At 69.7% G+C, this 19,397-nt stretch carries 15 protein-coding genes and 1 other RNA gene; 2 read left to right on the plus strand and 14 right to left on the minus strand.

Annotated features, from left to right (window positions below; all coding sequences use genetic code 11):
- Positions 1-44 precede the first annotated feature (44 nt).
- From AB0C27_RS22875 to ftsE, 12 genes are all read right to left on the minus strand, one after another.
- Positions 45-1,394 carry a YcaO-like family protein gene (locus AB0C27_RS22875; protein ID WP_357847024.1) on the minus strand — a complete coding sequence of 450 codons (1,350 nt, stop codon included), beginning with the start codon at positions 1,392-1,394 and terminating at the stop codon, positions 45-47.
- Complete coding sequence (locus AB0C27_RS22880; protein WP_357847026.1) at positions 1,394-2,626, minus strand: 50S ribosomal protein L11 methyltransferase; 1,233 nt, start codon at positions 2,624-2,626, stop codon at positions 1,394-1,396. Before AB0C27_RS22880 ends, AB0C27_RS22875 begins: the two co-directional genes overlap by 1 nt.
- Positions 2,623-3,423: a flavoprotein gene (locus AB0C27_RS22885; protein ID WP_357847028.1), complete on the minus strand. Its 801-nt coding sequence runs from the start codon at positions 3,421-3,423 to the stop codon at positions 2,623-2,625. Before AB0C27_RS22885 ends, AB0C27_RS22880 begins: the two co-directional genes overlap by 4 nt.
- Entirely contained in the window at positions 3,420-4,427 is a 1,008-nt protein-coding gene (locus AB0C27_RS22890) for a phosphotransferase (protein WP_357847873.1), read from the minus strand. Before AB0C27_RS22890 ends, AB0C27_RS22885 begins: the two co-directional genes overlap by 4 nt.
- A gap of 5 nt (positions 4,428-4,432) precedes the next feature.
- Positions 4,433-5,467 (minus strand): T3SS effector HopA1 family protein, encoded by a 1,035-nt coding sequence (locus AB0C27_RS22895; protein WP_357847030.1) that lies wholly within the window; start codon positions 5,465-5,467, stop codon positions 4,433-4,435.
- Complete coding sequence (locus tag AB0C27_RS22900; RefSeq protein WP_357847032.1) at positions 5,464-6,429, minus strand: phosphotransferase; 966 nt, start codon at positions 6,427-6,429, stop codon at positions 5,464-5,466. The genes AB0C27_RS22895 and AB0C27_RS22900 overlap by 4 nt, the downstream gene beginning before the upstream one ends.
- Before the next feature lie 132 nt (positions 6,430-6,561).
- Positions 6,562-6,789 carry a thioviridamide family RiPP peptide gene (gene tvaA, locus AB0C27_RS22905; protein ID WP_357847034.1) on the minus strand — a complete coding sequence of 76 codons (228 nt, stop codon included), beginning with the start codon at positions 6,787-6,789 and terminating at the stop codon, positions 6,562-6,564.
- Positions 6,790-6,986: 197 nt separating this feature from the next.
- Positions 6,987-7,370: a transfer-messenger RNA gene (gene ssrA / locus AB0C27_RS22910) on the minus strand.
- 299 nt (positions 7,371-7,669) lie between these two features.
- The gene (locus tag AB0C27_RS22915; RefSeq protein WP_357847036.1) at positions 7,670-9,526 is read right to left on the minus strand and encodes a penicillin-binding transpeptidase domain-containing protein; all 1,857 of its coding nucleotides are present in this window, start codon (positions 9,524-9,526) and stop codon (positions 7,670-7,672) included.
- Between the two features lie 19 nt (positions 9,527-9,545).
- The gene (gene smpB, locus AB0C27_RS22920; protein ID WP_106236735.1) at positions 9,546-10,013 is read right to left on the minus strand and encodes an SsrA-binding protein SmpB; all 468 of its coding nucleotides are present in this window, start codon (positions 10,011-10,013) and stop codon (positions 9,546-9,548) included.
- Between the two features lie 47 nt (positions 10,014-10,060).
- Positions 10,061-10,969 carry a permease-like cell division protein FtsX gene (gene ftsX, locus AB0C27_RS22925; RefSeq protein ID WP_357847039.1) on the minus strand — a complete coding sequence of 303 codons (909 nt, stop codon included), beginning with the start codon at positions 10,967-10,969 and terminating at the stop codon, positions 10,061-10,063.
- Positions 10,970-10,989: 20 nt separating this feature from the next.
- On the minus strand, positions 10,990-11,679 hold the full coding sequence (gene ftsE / locus AB0C27_RS22930; RefSeq protein WP_091079803.1) for a cell division ATP-binding protein FtsE: 690 nt from the start codon (positions 11,677-11,679) through the stop codon (positions 10,990-10,992).
- Between the two features lie 201 nt (positions 11,680-11,880).
- On the opposite strand from ftsE, the gene AB0C27_RS22935 reads away from it, so the two are divergent.
- Positions 11,881-12,072 carry a hypothetical protein gene (locus tag AB0C27_RS22935; protein WP_357847041.1) on the plus strand — a complete coding sequence of 64 codons (192 nt, stop codon included), beginning with the start codon at positions 11,881-11,883 and terminating at the stop codon, positions 12,070-12,072.
- Here the strand turns inward: AB0C27_RS22935 and prfB are convergent.
- The gene (prfB, locus tag AB0C27_RS22940; RefSeq protein WP_357847043.1) at positions 12,058-13,173 is read right to left on the minus strand and encodes a peptide chain release factor 2; all 1,116 of its coding nucleotides are present in this window, start codon (positions 13,171-13,173) and stop codon (positions 12,058-12,060) included. The two genes, AB0C27_RS22935 and prfB, sit on opposite strands and share 15 nt — an antisense overlap.
- Before the next feature lie 47 nt (positions 13,174-13,220).
- Between prfB and AB0C27_RS22945 the strand changes: the two genes are divergently transcribed.
- Positions 13,221-14,240, plus strand: a complete 1,020-nt coding sequence (locus AB0C27_RS22945; protein ID WP_357847045.1) for a hypothetical protein — start codon at positions 13,221-13,223, stop codon at positions 14,238-14,240.
- 255 nt (positions 14,241-14,495) lie between these two features.
- Here AB0C27_RS22945 and AB0C27_RS22950 read toward each other — a convergent pair whose 3' ends face one another.
- Positions 14,496-19,370: an NAD-glutamate dehydrogenase gene (locus AB0C27_RS22950; protein WP_357847048.1), complete on the minus strand. Its 4,875-nt coding sequence runs from the start codon at positions 19,368-19,370 to the stop codon at positions 14,496-14,498.
- Between the last annotated feature and the right edge of the window lie 27 nt (positions 19,371-19,397).

Here is a 19,397-nt window from a genome sequence, read left to right on the forward strand (position 1 = left end):
CATGGCGGTCGTGGGGGTCGTGGGGGTCGTGGGGGTCATGGCGGTCAGCCCGCCTCGGCGAGGGACAGGCGGCGGTCGAGCTCGGCGGCCGTACGGACGGAACGGTTCCACGCGGTGGCGGCCCGGCGGCCGAGCCTGCTGTGATCGACGCCCCAGGACTCCAGCCCGGGCACCAGCAGCCGGACCACGGAGACCGGGATCTGCGGCGGGGACAGATCGACCACGATGGCCCGGGTCATCCCGATCGCCCGGAGGCGGTCGAGCATGAAGCGCACGTCGTCCATCACGTCCCCGTGCCGGAAGGAGGGGATCTCCCGGGCGTCGAGGATCTTGTTCGCCGGCTTCCAGAGCCAGCCGTTCGCGTCCACGGTCGCCGACCGGTGTACGTGCAGCATGTGCTTGGGCACCTTCGTGCCCGGCAGCGAGATGTCCTCCCGCATGGCCTGGATGTCCACCGCGCGTCCCTGGGCGCACTCGCTGATCGCCCGCACGATCGCGACCTCGGCGTCAGGGTGGGTGCCGAAGCCGGCGTGGTTGTGCGCCGAAGCGGCCGTCAGCGCCTCGGTGGTCGCCGCCGCGAAGGTCGGCACGCCGATGTCGTTGGTCAGCTGGACGACCCGCATCTCCAGCCGTGCCTCGCGGACGCGGGCGACCAGCTCCTTGGCTCGCGGCGGCAGCGTGTCGATGTCCACGTGCGGGTGCTGCTCCTTGAGCCAGCCGGTGATCGCGGACGTGTGCTCCGCGCGGTCGTCACCCTCCAGCACCCGGCCGAGCTTCGTGCTCAGCAACTCGGAGATGGTGATGGCGTCACGCTCGATCACCTCGCACAGCGCGTGGCACACCGCTTCCTCCAGGCTGTTGCCGGAGGCGAGCCCATTGGTGGTGGTGATGCGGTAGCAGGGCGCCTCGTGGTACTTGGCCACGTAGCCGGCCGCGTCCTGGGGAACCAGGACCGGTTCGCCGGAGAGCAGGTCGTGGCCCTCCGCCCAGGAGAAGGGCAGGTCGTCGGAGTAGTGCGGGGCCAGTTCCAGCAGGTACTCGGCGGGGTGCATCACGCTCCGCCCCTCGGCGCGCAGTTCCCGGTACGAGGCGATGACGGCGGGCATGCGGGGCAGCCACGCGGAGAAGCGCTCCATGGCCTCCATCACGGCCGAGGTCTTGGCCTGCAACGGGGTCATGCCCTTGCCGTTGTAGACGGAGATGATGTCGTTGGAGCGCGGGGAGATCGCGTTGTAGACGGGGATGCCGATCCGGTCCAGCCAGGTGATGTCGGCGACCCGGGTGACGCCCGCCCGCAGGAGATGCGGCTCCACGCGCGACCAGGTCTCTTCGGCGGTGATCTCCCGGTGCACGCCATGGCCGTCGACCTTGGGCACGTGGGTACGAAGCTTCATCATTCCCCCTCTGTCGGGACGAGTTCTGGCTGGACGAGTTCGACCCGCGCCCGGCCGTCGCCCTCGTACCGGTAGCTCAGCGTGATCAGGTCGCCGGGCGCGACCTTGCGCTCCTCGGGGAAGGCCCAGCCGGCGCAGTACCAGTGGCTCTTCTCGCCGCCGTCCCAGGGAGCTGTGGAGAGCACGGTGGTGGGACCGAGTTGCGCCTCGAAGTAGACGAGCGCGGTGTTGAACAGGCCCGCCCTGGTGACGGGCACGCTCACCTCGTTCTCGAAGTGCCGTACGTCCTGGTGCAGGTCGACCGTGAACAGGGGCACGGGCTCCGAGAGCGGCTCCCACTCCCGCACGTGCTCGGGGCGTTCGTAGAAGCCCGCGGAACGGGAGAGGTTGCCCTCCAGCATCGGCGAGAAGTCGATGCCGTAGCGGCGCTGCCAGCGCACGATGTGCGCGGGCAGGATCCGGTGCCGGGAGCGGAAGCCGTCCGGCATGTGGGCGAGGTAGATCTTGGCGCGCAGCGAGCCGGGGATCAGGCGGGCGTCGTCGGTGAGCAGGCGCCGCCGCGCGTCCTGGAGGTTCTCCCAGATGACCATGTCCAGGCCGTCGTTGCCGATGATGTCGGTGGTCAGGACGGTCGCCTTCTCGGGCAGTTCGGTGGTGGTGGACCAGCCGCGCACGATCGTGACCCGGTCGGCGAAGCCGTTGCGCTCGACCACGCGGGCGGCGATGTCGCCGGTGCGCGCGGGCTCGACCGCGTACACGTGCCTGGCGCCGGCGCGGGCCGCCGCGACGGCCAGGACGCCGCAGCCGGTGCCGAGGTCGAGGACCACGTCGTCCGGGCCGACCACCTCGTCGATGGCCTTGAGGAACTGTGTCTTGCGGACCGGGTCGTCGAGCATCGTGATGTCCAGGTACGTCTGTCCGTACCCGCCGATGGGGAACATCAGCTCCGAGTGGCCCTCGGCCGGGTCGGGGGTGAGCAGTCCGGCCCCGGCCATGGTGGTGAGCGTCGTGAGCAGCTCGTCGACGGCGCGCCTGCCCTTGAGCCGCGGCCGAAGCCGCCGGAGGGCCTCGGCGACGGTCACGGGCTCGTAGAACACGTCGAGGAGAGACAGCGCGTGCGGGCCGAACTCCCAGATCCGCCGGTCGTGGTGGACCCGCACCCGATGGGAGCTCTCCACCTCGACGAGCAGTTCGGGGACACGACGCAGCGTCACGTCGGGCGTCAGGGTCAAAGCTTCCTCCTGTTCTCACTGCTTGCGGCGGCGGCCAGAGCGGCGATCAGCGGCGGCAGGTAGTCGCCCATCGACCCCTTCTCGTCCGCGTCGGTGGCGAGCGAGTGGCCCGTCCGCGGCTCCACCACTTCGAGGCCGTCGGCTCTGAGTTGCGCGATGTTGCGCCGCATGACCGGTTTGTTCCAGGTCGTCTCGCTGGTGGAGGGCACGACGACGGTGGGGCACGACACGGCCATGAGCGTGGAGCTGACGAGGTCGTCCGCGATGCCGTGGGCGAGCTTGCCGACCAGGTCGGCGGTGGCCGGCAGCACCAGGGCCACCTGCGCCCACCGGGCGACGGACACGTGGGAGCGATCCTCCAGGGGGAGGTCGTCCCAGTCGCACATCACCTCGCAGCCGACGACCCGCCGGAACGAGTCCTTGGTGACCAGCCGCAGCGCCATCGGCGTCAGCAACACCCTGATCCGTCCCAGCCCGAGCCGGCCCGTCAGCCAGAGCAGGATGTGCGGCACCGCCAGCGCCGCGACCGAGCCGGACACGCAGACCAGCAGCCGCACCCCGCTCAGGTCGAGGCGGCTCCCAGCCTCGGCGTCTGCCTCTGGCTCCGGTCGGGGCTGGGGCTCAGCGTCGGCCTCGGGCTCGGCCTCGGGCTCGGGTTGGGGCTGGCGCTGGGGCTGGGGCTGGGGCTCAGGGTCGGCCTGGGGCTCGGGCTCGGGCTCGGGTTGGGGCTGGCGCTGGGGCTGGGGCTGGGGCTCAGGGTCGGCCTGGGGCTCGGGCTCGGTCGAAGGCCGGGTCACGCCGTCACCGCCGTCGCGAACCGCCGCCAGTACGCCTCCAGCCGCGGCAGCGCCACGTCCAGCCCACCGTCCGGGCCACCCCCGGCGGCCTGACCCGCGGGCCGCCACAGCGTGCTCTGGGCGCAGTGCTCCAGCAACCGATCGGCGACGAGACCCACCAGCCGATCGGCATCGGGCACCGCGCCGTACCCGTCGAGGAACGCCACCGCCGCCGGATCGTCCGCCAGCTCGACGAGCGCGGCCGCTTCGACCAGCTCGGCCAGGAAGAAGGCCAGATCACGCAGGGGGTCGCCGAGCCCCGCCTCCCGCCAGCCGAGCACCGCCGGCCGGTCGGTGTCGGCGCACACGCCTGTCGAGAACCGGCCGTGCACGACCACGGGGTCACCGCTGAACGGGGTGACGCCCGCCGCGGCGCGGGCGAGCCGTCCGCCCTTCAGCCGACGCCGTACGGCCTCGACCTCCCTGGCCGCCTGCGATCCCTCGGGCAGCCAGGCCGGGGCGGACCGGCGCGGCAGGTCGGCCGGCGGCGCGGCGTGCAGCAGGGCGAGAAAGCCGCCCAGTGCCCGGCAGACGCGTTCGAGGTCGCCGCGCCCGGCGCCGTACGCCCGGTCGCAGAGCAGCGCGGGGGTGGGCAACGTGGGCCACGTGGCCAGGCCGGAGGCGGAGAGCGTGGGGACGGCGGCGAGCACGGCGGCGTCCTGGGGCAGCACGGCGCGCAGCGCGCCGAGCCCGCGCGCGTCCAGGTAGCGCGGGTTGCGCTGCTTGTCCTGTTCCGCCCAGCGGTAACCGGACGGGGTGCGCACGCAGACCCGGAGCACGAACGGCCCGTCCATGCTCCGCACGAGACCTCCGACGGCCGGGGGCGTGCGGCCGGTGCCGCTGCGCACGAGACCTCCGACGGCCGTGCGGCCGGTGCCGCTTTCCGCGGGCCCGGCCGTCCGGCCGACGGCGTCGGTTGTCCCGCTTTCCGCGCGACCGGCCGTCCGGCCGGCCGCGTCGGTCATCCCGCTCACGGCACCGGCACCGACACCGACACCGGCACCGGCTCGGCGTACGGCGTCTCCACACTCAGCCCCTCGCGCTCGTAGCGGTCGCGGATGGCGGCCAGCCGGCCGGCCGCGTCACCCACCCCCCGCTCGTGCGCCTCGACCAGCGCCTCGGCGACGAGCAGGCAGCGGTGTTCGCCGAAGCTCAGCAGGCGTCCGGGCACCTGGGGCTCGACGGCGAAGGAGACCCCGAACGCCAGCGGCAGCGCCAGCCTCGGATAGTCGTCGCGCAGGACGGCGCGCGCCTGCGCGCACATCTCCAGCAGGGTCGTCCGGTGCCGCGACCACGCCTCCGAGCTCAGGAAGAGCACTCCGGCGTCGCGCCGGGCGTAGGCGGCCGGGTGGTTGGCCATCTTGAACTGGAAAGGGATCTCCAGCGTGTTGAGCGTCGAGGTGACCGCCTTCATCAGGACGGGGGCGCCGGAGTGCCCGTCCAGGCTGAAGTAGACGCGGACCAGCCCGTCCTCGCGTTCGGCGACACCCTGATCGCCGATGGCCAGGTACCAGCCGAGCAGGGCGTACCGCATGCTCGGCGGGAACCGCACCGACACCGGCGCGCCCACCGTCAGCTCGCCGTCCGGTCCGGTCGCGACCAGCTCCTGCGGGGTGGCGCGAAGCGTGATGCCGTCCGCGTGCACCAGGAAGCCCTGCTCGTCGTACCCGGTGATCCGCCAGCCGGGGGTGAAATGCCCGCGTCCGGCGTTGTGGCCGTGCAACTGCTCGCTGAAGGCGTAGTCCTCGTAGTCGGGGATGGTGGCGACGGCCTTGCCGCCGTCCATGAGGATCCGCGCGGCCGCGTCGTCCCCCGCGTAGTACGACAGATAGATGAGCTTCGCCAGGTAGGTGACCACCGGATGACCGTCCCCTGCGGCCATGTCGCGTGGCGGCTCCAAGATTCCGAACCGCGGGTGGGTGAAGGTGAAGGCGTCCTTGATCACCACTTCCTCCGCGATCTCACGAAAAAGGCGGAGATAGGGGTTGTCCGGCTCGTCCGTCATCGCAGGATGGCCTCCGGGGCGGGATTTCGGATGAGCTGCTTGCCGTACAGCAGGCAGAGGTAGCCGATCCGGCCGAGGGCGCCCAGGAGCTGCAACCGGCTCACCGCCTGGACCAGCAGGAGGATGCCCGCGTACCGGAAGATCCGCTCCTCGTGCGCGTGCTCCTGCTCGGCGAGCCGCCGGTAGGCGCGCAGGAAGGCGCGGATGTTGTGCCGCGCCGCGCGGGGTCCGTCCGGGTCACCGTGGCGGCGCAGAGCAGCGGCGAGGAACTGGCCCACCACGGTGCCGAGGTCGAAGCACGGGTCGCCGAATCCGGCGGCCTCCCAGTCGATGACGCGGACGGGCGCGGACGCCCCCGGGTCCCGGGCCAGCAGGACGTTGTCGTCACGCAGGTCGAAGTGGATCAGGCTGTCCGGCCGCCAGCCGGCGTGAATCTCCAGGAAGTCCTGCCCGAGCTCCTGCATCGTGCGCAGGTACGCGTCGAAGTCGATGCCGCAGCCATGGGCGAACTCGTGCGGCGTGGGGATCGTCGACTTCGGCACCGGCGGACGCAGCAGCCAGTCGGGGTACTCGGCGTACGCCTCCCCGATCGGCGTGCGGTGCAGCCCCGCCATCGCCGCGGCCAGATGGACCAGGTACGCGGTGTCCACCACGTGGGTGTCCCTGATCACGTCGCTCAGGCGTACGCAGTCCCGCATCACGTCCAGGGCGATGGTCCCGCTCCGGGGGTCGGCGGCGAGCAGGCGCGGCAGCGCGGCCCGGGTCCTGGCCGGCAGATCGAGCCGGTCGATCAGGCTCAGCATCACGTACTCGTAGTCGTGGTCGTGCTCGGTGTCAGTGTCCGGCCATTTCAGGAGCTGGGCGCTTCCGTCGGCGAGTTCGACCATCAGCACGAGCCGCCGCGAGACGCGCCGGCTGACCCGGACCACCCGATCCGGATCGATGCCCAGCGCCGTGAACACCGGGGCAAGCTCCGCGCCGCGGTGGTCGAACTGCTGCGTCTGGCGGGGCGCGCTACGCCGACCCGGACGCGGGATGTGAAAACCCAGCGTCCGGGCGCGCAGGAGCTCGTCAGCCCCTGACTGCGGGACCATCTAGCAGTGCACCCCGGCGGTGACGATGATGCCGGTGAAGCTGCCCTGGATGCCCTCGTCGGGCGACAGCCCGACCTTCTCCTCCAGGAACTGCTGCAGGTCCTCCGGGGACACCCCGGCCAGCTCGCTGAACGCGGCTTCGGACGTGTCGAAGTCCGCGGCCGACTCCTCGGCGCGGATCTGGGCGACGATCTCGTCGAGATTGTGCTCGGGCACGATCGCTGTCATGGCCTCTCCATGGTTCGGCGTCCGCTGGAAGCGGGAGGAACGGTGAACGGCTCCAGTCTGGGGACGGAGCGCATGCCGAACGCATGGGCGCGAGAATCACCCTCGTGAGGAGGTCCTGTTCCGACAGGTGCGTGCCCCAACAAACACGAAACCGCCCCTTTCCTGCGATGTTTCCGCAGGTAAGAGACGGTCTGTGATGGTGGAGGTGGCGGGAATCGAACCCGCGTCCTTCAACCCCAAGTCAGGGATTCTCCGGGCGCAGCCTGCTGTGCTTTTCTCAGCCCCGGCGATCACGCAGGCGAGTCGCCGACGGGCTCAGCCACTGTTAGATTTCCCGATCTTCCCCGTGGCCGGGTCGAACGGTTGAGCCTTCTAACGATGCCAGACACCGGGCCGAAGGCACTCCCGGGCTGACAGTGGTTTCGCTACTTAGGCAGCGAGCGCCAGGGAGTCCCTGGCAGCCACAGTGCTCTTGGAATTGGCACTTGTTGTTTGCGGTCACAGGATTAACGAGGTTATGTCCGCAGTCCTCGGCCCGCTTCACCTGGCTTGCAAGGCCAAAGTCGAAGCCAGTCACCCCCTGTGCAGTTGTCAACACGCCCTGGGACCGGAGCCCCAACGACGAGCAACATGAATCTACAGCGGACAACGCCCTCAACGCCAACTTAATTCCGAACGGCGAAACCCCCGGGAGCGCGGCGCAGAGGCACACGCTCCCGGGGGCCGACCGGCAGGGTCGAGCCGGTCCGGACGGCAGGACTTCCCCCGAGATGAAGTCCTGTCTCATCACGGCGACTGGGACCGCAACCCCCCGAGCGGGCCCAGTCATCAGGTAAGACGCAACCGGGCCCGCGAATGGTTGCTCCGCGTAGCGACTAATTCACGAAGAGCTGCCGAGGCCCGCGAAGAAGCTGCCCGCGACGGCCCCGGCGTTGTAGTTCTTCGCCAGCACCGCGAGGGCCACGTCGCCCTGCCAGCCGACGAACCAGGTCTGCTGGTCGCCGGCGGACGCCGTGACCCCGTAGACCTTGCCCTTGCCCGCCTGGGCGGGGGTGCCGGCGGCGCCGGCCCGCATCATCGCCGTCAGCGTCGCGCGGACCTTCGGGTCCATCGGGATCGGCGCGGGCTGGGTGGCCGGCGCCGGCTCGGCTGCCGGGTCGGCCGTCTTGGGCTCGGTCACCAGCACGGGCGGCCGCCAGGTGCCCGAGGCGACCGTGGCCGCCACCAGGGCCATGCTGAGCGGGCTCACCTGGACGTTCTGGCCCGCGATGGCCTTGGCCTTGTCGGCGTCGCTGGACAGCGCGGGACGGGCCCCGCTGAACGACTTCAGCGGCAGCCGCCACGGCTGCCCGATGCCGAAGCCCTGAGCGCTGCGGTCGAGGTCGCCGGCCGAGACGCGGCGGGCCAGGGAGGCCAGCGCGGTCACGCAGCCCTTGGCGAAGTGTTCCTGGAACGTGGCCGACGTCGTGACCCCCGTGGTCTGGCCGACGTGCACGAACTTGGCCCCGCCCACCGTGCGCTCCTGCGGGCAGGCCAGCCGCTGCTTGGGGCTGACGCCGGCCTTGAACAGCGCGTCGGCGGCCACGATGGAGAACGCCGTGCCGGCCGGGAACTTGCCCGCCAGCGCATCGCGCTCCTGGTGCAGGCCCTTGGTGCCGACCGCGAGGATCTCGCCCGTGTTGCGCTGCACCGCGACCAGCGCGCTCGTCTCGGTGTCGGCCACCGCCTGTTCGGCCGCCCGCTGCGCGGCCCGGTCGATCGTGGTCTTCACCGAGACGTTCTGGCGGCCGGGCCACTCCTTGAGCTGGGCGACCTCCTTGCCGGTCTTGAGGTCGAGGATGACGACCTTGGTCTCGGTCGAGCCGGTCAGGTAGTCCTGGTAGGCCTGCTGCAGCCCGCTCTTGCCGACCGAGTCGCCGGCCCGCTGCGGGCCTCCCAGCTTCTGCTCGGTCTCGGGGGTGAGCGCGCTCACGCTGCCCACGATCTGCCGGGGCGGATCGGGGTTGACCGGCTGGTCCTGCGGCTGGACCTCGATCCCGGCGATGGCGTCGAGCTTCGGCTGCATCGACTGGTAGCGCGAGCGCCCGAACGTCACCAGTTGCACGAACTTCTCGGGCGGCGACGACCTGACCCGGCTGAGCAGCCGGTCCTGGGCGTAGCCGGTGACCTCGGACAGCCGCGCGACGACCTCTTCTGCCCGGTCGCCCAGCTTGGCCGGGTAGACGCCGGCGACGTAGAGGACGGTGTCGCTCTGCAGCGGGTCGCCGGCCTTGTCGACGACCGGCATGCGCGCGTTGGGCTCGGTGTCGACCGCGAAGCGCTGGCCCTGCTTGAGCTGCGGATGCAGCACGGACGGCGACCAGCGCACCCGCCACATCCCGTCGACCAGGTGCAGCGGCAGCACCCCGTCGTATTCCCACAGGGGGTTGTTCTCGCCCAGGTCGACCTCGGCGTGGAAGTTGGCCTTGGACTCCTCGCCCTCTACGCCCAGGCTGGTGATCTTGAAGCGGAACGAGGCCGCGTCGAGCTCCAGCTTGGTGTCGGCCAGCGCCTTGCGCACGGTCGCCGGATCGCCGTCGGTGCGGCCGGCGGCCAGTTCGTAGTCCTCGGTCTGCCAGCCCACGAGGAAGTCACGCACCGCGTCGTGCGGCGATGGCTCCTCGAAGCAGCCGGTCAGCGTGGTGCTCGCGACCGCCAGGGTGACGGTCGCGGCCAGGGTGCGGCGGGCGCGTCTCATCGGTTGCGGTGCCGCCGTCTCATCGGTTGCGGCCGCGCAGGGCCCGGGCCATCTCCCGCTTGGCCTGCTGCTCCGCCAGCGCCTGCCGCTTGTCCCAGTCTTTCTTGCCCCGGGCGATGCCGATCTCGACCTTGGCCCGGCCGTCCTTGAAGTAGAGGACCAGCGGCACGATCGTCAGCCCGCCCTCCTTCGTCTTGGCGGCGAGCTTCTCGATCTCCTTGCGGTGCAGCAGCAGCTTGCGCTTGCGGCGCGCCGCGTGGTTGGTCCACGTACCTTGCGAATATTCGGGGATGTGCACGTTGAGCAGCCACGCTTCGTTCCCGTCGATGCTGGCGTAGCCGTCGACGAGCGAGGCGCGACCCTCGCGGAGCGACTTCACCTCGGTGCCCTGGAGCACGAGACCCGCCTCGAAAGTGTCCTCGACGTGGTAGTCGTGCCGAGCACGTTTGTTCTGGGCGATGACCTTCCGCCCGGTCTCACGTGGCATGGTTCGACTTTACCGGCGACCGGGGCGGGGACGACCCATGTGCACGGCTACACCCTCAGGTAGCGCCGCAGCGTCACGAACGAGGCCAGGATACAGATCACGACACCGATGATCATGGTGATCGTGATCGTCTGGGCCACGTCGTTCCAGCCCAGCAGGGCCGTGGCGCCGCCGAAGAAGCCGACGATCTGGTCGAACAGGAACACCTTCGCCACGATCAGGATGACCGCCGCGAACACGCCGCCCACCAGGCCGGCGATGACGCCTTCCATGACGAACGGCAGCTGGATGTAGAGGTTGGAGGCGCCGACCAGCCGCATGATGCCGGTTTCTCTGCGCCGGTTGAACGCCGACAGCCGGACCGTGTTGCCGATCAGCAACGCCGCCGCCAGCACCAGGATGATCGCCACGGTGAGCGCGGCGAAGGCCAGTTTGTCGAGCATGCTGAAGAACGGGGCGATCAGCTGTTTCTGGTCCATCACCTGGGCGACGCCGGGCTGACCGGTGACCGCCTGGATGACGGACTCGTAGTTGTCCGGATCCTTGAGCGCGATGCGGAACGACTGGGGCAGGTCCTCCACCTTGGTGGCGTCCACGAGGGCCTTGTTGGACGAGAACGACTGCTTGAAATTCTCGTACGCGGTCGTCTCGTTCTCGAAGAACACCTGCTTAACACCCTGGGTGCCCTTGATGTGCGCTTCGAGCGCCTTGGTCTGCGCGGGCGTGATCGCCTTGCCGTTGCAGGCCGGCATGGCCGTTCCCTTTTTACACAGGAAGACCGACACTTCGACCTTGTCGTCCCAGAAGTTCTTCATCAGCCCGACCTGACTGTTGATCATCAGGCCGACGCCGAGCATCGCCATGCCGACCGCCACGGTGATGATCACCGCGATCGTCATGGTCAGGTTGCGACGGAGGCCGATCCAGACCTCGGAGAAGATGAAATTCGCCCGCATGTCTTGTCTGCAGCTCCCTGTCAGTACGCCTGGCCGTACACGCCACGCGACTGGTCACGGACGATCTTGCCGTCCTCCAGCTCCACGACACGCTTACGCATGGAGTCGACGATGGCCGCGTCGTGCGTGGCCATGACGACCGTGGTGCCAGTCCTGTTGATGCGGTCGAGCACCTTCATGATGCCGATGCTCGTCGCGGGGTCGATGTTGCCCGTGGGCTCGTCGGCCAGCAGGATCATCGGCCGGTTGACGAACGCGCGGGCCATGGCGACGCGCTGCTGCTCGCCGCCGGACAGCTCGTCGGGCATGCGGTGGGCCTTGCCTTCCAGGCCGACCAGCTCGATGACCTCGGGCACCACCTTGCGGATGAACCGCCGGGGCTTACCGATGACCTCGAGGGCGAACGCCACATTCTCGTAGACGTTCTTGTTCGGGAGCAGCCTGAAGTCCTGGAACACGCAGCCGATGCGGCGGCGCAGGTGCGGCACCTTGAAGTTGGACAGGCGGGCCAGATCCTTGCCGGCGACGTGGATCGCCCCGGAGTTGGGCCGCTCCTCCTTGAGGATCAGGCGCAGGAACGTGGACTTGCCTGATCCCGAGGGACCGACGAGGAACACGAACTCGCCCTTGTCCACGTCGACGGAGACGTGGTCGAGAGCGGGCCGGTTCTGGTTCGCGTAGACCTTGGTGACATTATCGAAATGGATCACGAGAGCATCACGGCATGCCAGTCTAGGGGTCAGGACGGAAGCGAGGGTGGCACATGCCCACTTCCCGCCACCGGCCGATCGGGGGCGTCTCTTTACTGATGATCGACGTTCCGATTGGCCAGACGACAGTCTAGGGGGAAGACTGGCATGGAACGTCCATAACGGAAACAAAACGATTGTGCGGCTAGACTTGGGGCTGACATGAGTTGCCAACACCTCGTATGCGCGCAGTGCGCCCACCCCGTGATCGAGGGCCGCTGCCCCCTGTGCCGCGCCAACAGGGAGCGGCTGCACAACCACGGCTTCGCCGGGCTGTCACCCGCTCTCGTCGTCGGGCTGCTGCTGGTCCTGCTGCTGCTGAGCCTGGTGGCCGAGCACCTAGTCGGTGCCTGACTCCTGACGCCGCATCCAGCGGATCTCCGACTCGATGAACTCGTCGAGGTCGCCGTCGAGCACGGCTGAGGGGTTGCCGGCCTCGGTGCCCGTACGCAGGTCCTTCACGATCTGGTAGGGGTGCAGCACGTAGTTGCGGATCTGCGTGCCCCACGACGTGGTGGTGGCGCCGCGCAGCTCCGACATCTTCTCCGCCTCCTCCTGCCGCTTGCGCTCCAGCAGCTTGGCCTGCAGCACGTTCATCGCAGTGGCGCGGTTTTGCAGCTGGGAGCGCTCGTTCTGGCAGGAGACGACGATGCCGGACGGCAGGTGCGTGATGCGCACGGCCGAGTCGGTGGTGTTGACGCCCTGGCCGCCGGGGCCGCTGGAGCGGTAGACGTCGACGCGGATCTCGTCCTCGTTGATGTCGATGTGGTCGGTCTGCTCGACCACCGGCACGATGTCGACCCCGGCGAACGAGGTCTGGCGCCGGCCCTGGTTGTCGAACGGGCTGATGCGGACCAGCCGGTGGGTGCCGTGCTCGCCGCGCAGCGTGCCGTAAGCGTAGGGGGCCTTGATCGTGAACGTGGCCGACTTGATGCCGGCCTCCTCCGCGTAGGAGGTGTCGTAGACCTCGGTGGCGTAGCCCTTGCGCTCGGCGTAACGCAGATACATGCGCAGCAACATCTCCGCCCAGTCGGCCGCGTCGACGCCGCCGGCCTGGGAGTTGATGGTGACGAGCGCCTCGCGGGCGTCGTATTCGCCCGACAGGAGGGTGCGCACCTCAAGGGCGCCGATGTCGGACTTCAGCGTCTCGAGCTCCTTGTCGGCCTCGGCACGCGTGTCGTCGTCAGCCTCCTCGGCCGCGAGCTCGTAGAGGACCGTCAGGTCGTCGAGCCGGCGCGCCACGCCCTCGACTCGGTTGAGCTCGCCCTGGAGGTGGGAGAGCTTGCTCGTCACCTTCTGGGCCTGGTCGGGGTCGTCCCACAGGTCGGGCGCGGCAACCTGCTGCTCCAGCTCAGCGATCTGCTTGCGCATCGCGTCGAGGTCGAGCACGTCCTGGATGCTGCGGAGCGTGCCCGCGAGCTCGTTGATCTCTTCTGCCGGATCGATGCCTGCCACGTCTCCCAAGGGTACGCGACCCTCGCGGGCCCGAATAACATGGCGAGGTGCGTGCTTACGGTCGGCGGAAGATGCTGGCGCTCGCCGCCGGCCTGCTCGCCGGGGTGACCGCCTGCAGCGGTGGCGCCCCGCCCGCCCCGACCAAGGCGGCCGGGTCCAGCTCGGCCCGGCCCTCGCCTTCGGCGCCGGAGCCGGGCGTCACCCGCGAGGAGGCGGCTGAGGCGTTCGCCGAGTTCATCGCCGCCGACGACCTGCTGCGGGTGCGCAGCGAGCTGCGGGGCCGGCTGCAGCAGGCGAAGGACCTCACGGTCGGCGGCCAGGCCGCGCTCACCGTGGCCGCCTACTCCACCACCGACTACGCGCCGCCGCGCTACCGGTGGGGCTCGCCGACGCTGCTGGTCCCCCGGTTCCCGCCGGAGGAGCGGGCGCCCTGGTTCAGCGCGCTGGTCACCCGCGACGACCAGCCCACGCTGGTGACGTTCGCCAGGTCGGGCGACGACTGGCAGCTGAGCTCGGCCGCGCGGCTGCTGCCCGGCCAGGAGCTGCCGCCGGTGGCGCTCGACGCCGACGGCTACGCCACGGCGGTGGCGGCCGACGACAAGTCGGTGACGATCAGCCCGCAGTTCATGGGTCCTGTGCACGCCAGCGTGGCCGAGACGGGCAAGTCGGGCGTCACGGCGGGGCTGCTCGCCCCCGGGCCCTACACGACCGAGGTGGCCGAGCAGATCGCCACGCTGCGCGGCGACGCCAAGTTCAACGAGCTGAGCTACGACTCGATCTTCAGCGCCGACAACTACCCGGTCTACGGGCTGCGGACGGAGAACGGCGGGGCGCTGATCCAGTACTCGCTGTCGCGCACGAGCACGACGAAGAACATGGTCGACAAGTCCTACAAGATCCCGGTGCCGGAGGAGGCCAGCCGCTGGCTCACCGGCGGCACGGTCAGGCTCAGCCTCAAGCTCACCGAGGTCCACCAGTACGCGACGGTGGTCCCGCCGCTCACCGCTCCTGCCGCCGCGGCTGTGATAGCTCACGACGGCGGCCTGACTGGCGCCGTCGGCCAGTAAAACCCTTTCATCCTTTACGCGCTGCCGTGGCCGGCCACCCGCCGTCATGGGCTGGCGCCTGTCCAGGGAAACGCCCTCTGACCGGTCTGTGGCGCACCGCCGTAACGGAGCGCACTGTCGGCCCCGTTCCGTGGTCGTTCGCCGCCTGACGGCCCCATGGAGCGCCGCGGCACCACGTCCGAGCCGGCACCGGCGCCTGGCGAGACAGACCTGAAGCCGGCCGGGGCAGCGTGCGTGCTGCCCCGGCCCTGAGCGTCAGGCTTCTGTGTGGGGGAGGTTGCTCGCGGCCACCAGCGTGCGGATGGCACGCAGGGCGACGGAGAGGGTGGCCAGGTCGAAGTTGTCGCTTTCCCAGATCTCCGACAGCGTCTGGCGGGCGCGGGACACCGCCGCCGAGTTGGCGTCCGACCACCGTGCCAGCCGCTCCTCAGGCGGCAGCCCCGGCTTGCTGTGGGCCAGCACGTCCCGGGTCAGCGAGGCGTGCGCGGCGTACAGGTCGTCGCGCAGCGCCGAGCGGGCGATCGAGTTCCACCGGTTGTCGCGGGGCAGCGAGATGATCCGTTCGCGCAGCCGGGCCAGCTGCAGCCGGTCGGCCAGGTCGAAGTAGACCTCGGCCGCCTCGCTGACCGGCCGCCCCGTCAGCGACGAGATCTCGACCAGGTCGAGCGTCGAGTACGCGGGCACCATCCCCGCGACCCGCTCGGCCAGCTCCAACGGCACGCCGCGGGCCACGAACGAGTCGCGGCGGTCCTCGTAGGCCGCGAGGTCGGGCCCGGTCAGCAGCTTCGGGATGTGGGAGAGCAGCCCGTTGAAGCCCTTCATGAAGAAGCTGACCGACCCGGCCAGGTCGAGCGGGGGCCGCCGGTTGACCAGGAGCCAGCGGGCGCCGCGCTCGGCCAGCTTGCGCGCCTCCAGCAGCATGGCGATCTGGGTGGCGGTGTCGACCTCGTTGTCCAGCGACTCCACGGCCCGGTAGAAGCTGGGCAGGTCGAAGACCTCCCTGGCGACCAGGTAGGCCCGCACGATGTCCGGGGTCGATGCGCCGGTCTCCTCGCCGAAGCGGAACGTGAACGTGGTGCCCGCCGCGTTGACCAGCTCGTTCACCACGCAGGTGGTGATGATCTCGCGGCGCAGCGGGTGCTCGTCCATGTACGTGCGGAACCGCTCGCGCAGCGCCGACGGGAAGTACGACACCAGCCACGACGCCAGGTAGGGGTCGTCGGGCAGGTCGGAGTTCAGCAGCTCGGCGTCGGCCACCAGCTTGGTGTAGGCCAGCAGCACGGCGAACTCGGGCGCGGTCAGCCCGAGCCTGGCCTGCCGTCGCTCGGCGAGGGTCTTGTCGGACGGCAGGAACTCTAGCTCCCGGTTGACCAGCCCGTCGCGCTCCAGCTTGCGCAGGTAGCGGGCGTGGATGTGGAGCATCTCGACGGCCTGGGAGCGGGAGGCGGCCAGGACCACGTTCTGCGCGTAGTTGTCGCGCAGCACGAGGTCGGCGACCTCGTCGGTCATCGAGGTGAAGACCTGGTTGCGCTGCTTGTCGGTCAGCTCGCCGTCGCGGACGACCTGGTCGAGCAGGATCTTGATGTTCACCTCGTGGTCGGAGGTGTCGACGCCGGCGCTGTTGTCGATGAAGTCGGTGTTGACCAGCCCGCCGTTGAGCGCGAACTCGATCCGGGCGAGCTGGGTGAAGCCCAGGTTGCCGCCCTCGCCGATGACCTTGCAGCGCAGGTCGGAGGCGTTGACCCGGAGCGCGTCGTTGGCCTTGTCGCCGACGTCGGCGTTGGACTCGGCGCCCGACTTGACGTAGGTGCCGATGCCGCCGTTCCACAGCAGGTCGACCGGGGCCTTGAGGATGGCGCTGATCAGGTCGTTGGGCGCCATCGAGGTGACGCCGGCCGGGATGCCGAGCGCCTCGCGCATCTGGGGCGTGATGGGGATGGACTTGGCGGTGCGCGGGAAGACGCCGCCGCCGGCCGAGATCAGCTTGGCGTCGTAGTCCTCCCACGAGCTGCGCGGCAGCTCGAAGAGCCGCTGCCGCTCGGCGTAGGTGCGTTCGGCGTCGGGGGACGGGTCGACGAAGATGTGCCGGTGGTCGAACGCGGCCACCAGCCGGATGTGCCGCGACAGCAGCATGCCGTTGCCGAACACGTCGCCCGACATGTCGCCGACGCCGGCCACGGTGAAGTCGGTGCTCTGCACGTCGACGCCCATGGTGCGGAAGTGGTACTTGACCGACTCCCAGGCGCCGCGGGCGGTGATGCCCATGGCCTTGTGGTCGTAGCCGATCGAGCCGCCGGAGGCGAAGGCGTCGCCGAGCCAGAAGCCGTACTCCTTGGCCACGCTGTTGGCGATGTCGGAGAAGGTGGCGGTGCCCTTGTCGGCGGCGACCACGAGGTAGGTGTCGTCGCCGTCGTGCCTGACCACGTCGGGCGGGGGCACGACCTTGCCGTCCACCAGGTTGTCGGTGACGTCGAGCAGGCCGGAGATGAACATGCGGTAGCAGGCCACGCCCTCGGCGAGCAGCTCTTCCCGCGAACCAGACTTTGGCGGATGCTTCACAACAAAGCCGCCCTTGGACCCAGTCGGCACAATAACGGTATTTTTCACCATCTGTGCTTTGACCAGGCCGAGAATCTCCGTCCGGAAATCCTCCATCCGGTCCGACCACCGCAACCCGCCGCGGGCGACTTTCCCGAAACGCAGATGCACGCCTTCGACGCGCGGCGAGTAGACGAAAATCTCGTACTTCGGCCGCGGCAGCGGCAGCACGCTAATGGCCCCGGGGTCGAGTTTGAGCGATATGTACGGTTTGCGACTGCCATCCACTGTTTGGAAGTAATTGGTGCGCAATGTCGCCTGAATCATCTCCAGGTACGCCCGCAGAATGCGGTCCTCGTCCAGCGAGGCCACCGCGTCCAGCGCCCCGAGGATCTCCTCGTGCAGGGCGTCCACCAGCTCCACCCGCACGTCCTCGCCCCGCCGCGGATCCAGCTTGGCCTCGAACAGCTGCACGAGCAGCCGCGCCAGCCGCACGTTGTCCCTGAGCACCTGCTCCATGTACGGCTGCGAGAACGTGCTCCCGGCCTGGCGCAGGTATTTCGCGTAGGCCCGCAGGATCTCGACCTGCTCCCAGGTCAGCCCGGCGGCCAGGATCAGCGCGTTGAAGTCGTCGGCCTGCACCCGCCCGTGCCACAGCGCGGTGAGCCCGTCCTGGAAGAGGCGCTTGAAGTCGTTCCTGTCGACCTCTTCCGAGGGGATGTAGCGCAGCCCGAAGTCGTAGATCCAGGCGTTCTTGGTGCGCGGGTCGTTGTCGCGGTCGATCTCGTAGGGCCGCTCGTCCACGACCTCCACGCCGAGCCGCTGGATCAGCGGCAGCGCCTTCGACAGCGAGATCGGCGAGCCGACCTTGTAGACCTTGAGCCGCCGCTCGCCCTCGGTGGCGTCGTACGGCTCATAGAGGTTGATCTCGACCCGTTCGCCGTCGCCCTGCTCGACGAGGTGTTCGAGCCGCCTGAGGTCGACCACGGCCACCTTGGGCGGAAAGTCGGCCTTGTACCCCTCGGGGAAGGCGGAGGCGTACCGCTTGATGAGCGCGGGGGCCTCCTCCTCGGAGGCCATCTCCCCCAGCGCCGCGGCCAGGTCGTCCTCCCAGGAGCGGGTGAGGCCGGCCAGGCGCGCCTCCAGCTCCTCCACGTCCACGCTCGGCCTCGGCAGCGGGGTGCCGCGCTCGCCGCGCACGACCACGTGCAGCCGGGCCAGCACGGACTCGCCGATCATCGCGCTGTAGTCGAGCGACTTGCCGCCCAGCGCCTTGAGCAGCACCTCCTCCATCTTCAGCCGGACCTTGGTGGTGTAGCGGTCGCGCGGCAGGTAGATGAGGCAGGAGATGTAGCGGCCGTAGTCGTCGCGGCGCAGGAACAGCTTGACCTGCTTGCGCTCGCGCAGCCGCAGCACGCCCATCGCGATCGGCAGGAGCTGGTCGACCGAGGTCTGGAACAGCTCGTCGCGCGGGAACGTCTCCAGGATCTCGATCAGGTCCTTGCCGTCGTGGCTGTCGGCGGGCAGCCCGGCCGCGTCGAGCACGTCGCCCAGCTTGCGCCGCAGCACGGGGATCCTGGAGATCGACTCGCTGTAGGCCACGTGGGTGAACAGGCCGAGAAAGCGCCGCTCGCCGATCACCTCGCCGTCGGGGGAGAACAGCTTGACCCCGATGTAGTCGAGGTAGGTGGCGCGGTGGACGGTGGCCCTGGAGTTGGCCTTGGTGATGATCAGGAGCTGCTTCTCGCGCGCCTTGGCCCGCACCTCGGCGGGCAGCGCCGCGAAGCTCTCGGAACCCACCTTGTCGTCGCGCAGGATCCCCAGCGCCGCCCCTGGCAGCGCCCGCAGCGTCTCGCCCTCGTCGGTGTGCTCCAGGCGGTACTCGCGGTAGCCGAGGAACGTGAAGTGCCCGTCGGCGAGCCAGCGCAGCAGGTCGAGGCTGTCCTCCACCTCCGCGGGCTCAAGCGGCGGCGGGTTCATGCTCAGGTCCTCGGCCGTCTGCACCGCCAGCGCCCGCATCTTCCTGAAGTCCTCGACCGCGTGGCGCACGTCGGTGAGCACCCGCTGTAGATCGCCCTCGACCCGCTTGAGCACCTCGGGGTCGGACTGACGGTCGATCTCGATGTGGATCCACGACTCGACCAGCATCTGGCCGGTGACGTCCTCCTGGCCGCGGCCGAGCATCCGCCCGGTCATGTCGCGGCGCACCCGCATCTGCGGATGGACCACCAGATAGGTGCCCAGGTCGTGCCGGTCGAGCTCCATCGTCACCGAGTCCACCAGGAACGGCATGTCGTCGGTGACCACCTCCACCACGGAGCGGCCTGGGTCCCAGCCGTGCTCGTCGAGTGTGGGGGTGTAGGCCCGCACCACGGCCCGGCCCTGGGGGCGGACCTCGGCCAACTGGCGCTGGGACATCGCGGGGCCGTACACGTCAACGGGGTTGCGGTCGAGCAGGTCCTCCGGCGCGACATGCCGGTAGTAGAACCGGAGGAAGGACAGAGCCTCCTCGGCGCTCACATGCTCGCTGCCCACCGCGCAACTCTCGGCGGCTCTCTGGAGCAGCTCGTCCTTGGCCTCGTCGAGCGGCATTTCGCTCTCACTCCTTTGTGAGGGTTC

The organism is Nonomuraea sp. NPDC048882 (genome assembly GCF_040649755.1).
In the GTDB taxonomy this organism is placed as follows: domain Bacteria; phylum Actinomycetota; class Actinomycetes; order Streptosporangiales; family Streptosporangiaceae; genus Nonomuraea; species Nonomuraea maheshkhaliensis.

Excerpts from the sequence above, each read along its gene's own strand:
- AB0C27_RS22875 (WP_357847024.1), bottom strand. The coding sequence starts at position 1,394 with ATGAAGCTTCGTACCCACGTGCCCAAGGTCGACGGCCATGGCGTGCAC.
- AB0C27_RS22890 (WP_357847873.1), bottom strand. The coding sequence starts at position 4,427 with ATGACCGACGCGGCCGGCCGGACGGCCGGTCGCGCGGAAAGCGGGACA.
- AB0C27_RS22895 (WP_357847030.1), bottom strand. The coding sequence starts at position 5,467 with ATGACGGACGAGCCGGACAACCCCTATCTCCGCCTTTTTCGTGAGATC.
- tvaA (WP_357847034.1), bottom strand. The coding sequence starts at position 6,789 with ATGACAGCGATCGTGCCCGAGCACAATCTCGACGAGATCGTCGCCCAG.
- AB0C27_RS22915 (WP_357847036.1), bottom strand. The coding sequence starts at position 9,526 with ATGAGACGCGCCCGCCGCACCCTGGCCGCGACCGTCACCCTGGCGGTC.
- smpB (WP_106236735.1), bottom strand. The coding sequence starts at position 10,013 with ATGCCACGTGAGACCGGGCGGAAGGTCATCGCCCAGAACAAACGTGCT.
- ftsX (WP_357847039.1), bottom strand. The coding sequence starts at position 10,969 with ATGCGGGCGAATTTCATCTTCTCCGAGGTCTGGATCGGCCTCCGTCGC.
- AB0C27_RS22935 (WP_357847041.1), top strand. The coding sequence starts at position 11,881 with ATGAGTTGCCAACACCTCGTATGCGCGCAGTGCGCCCACCCCGTGATC.
- AB0C27_RS22950 (WP_357847048.1), bottom strand. The coding sequence starts at position 19,370 with ATGCCGCTCGACGAGGCCAAGGACGAGCTGCTCCAGAGAGCCGCCGAG.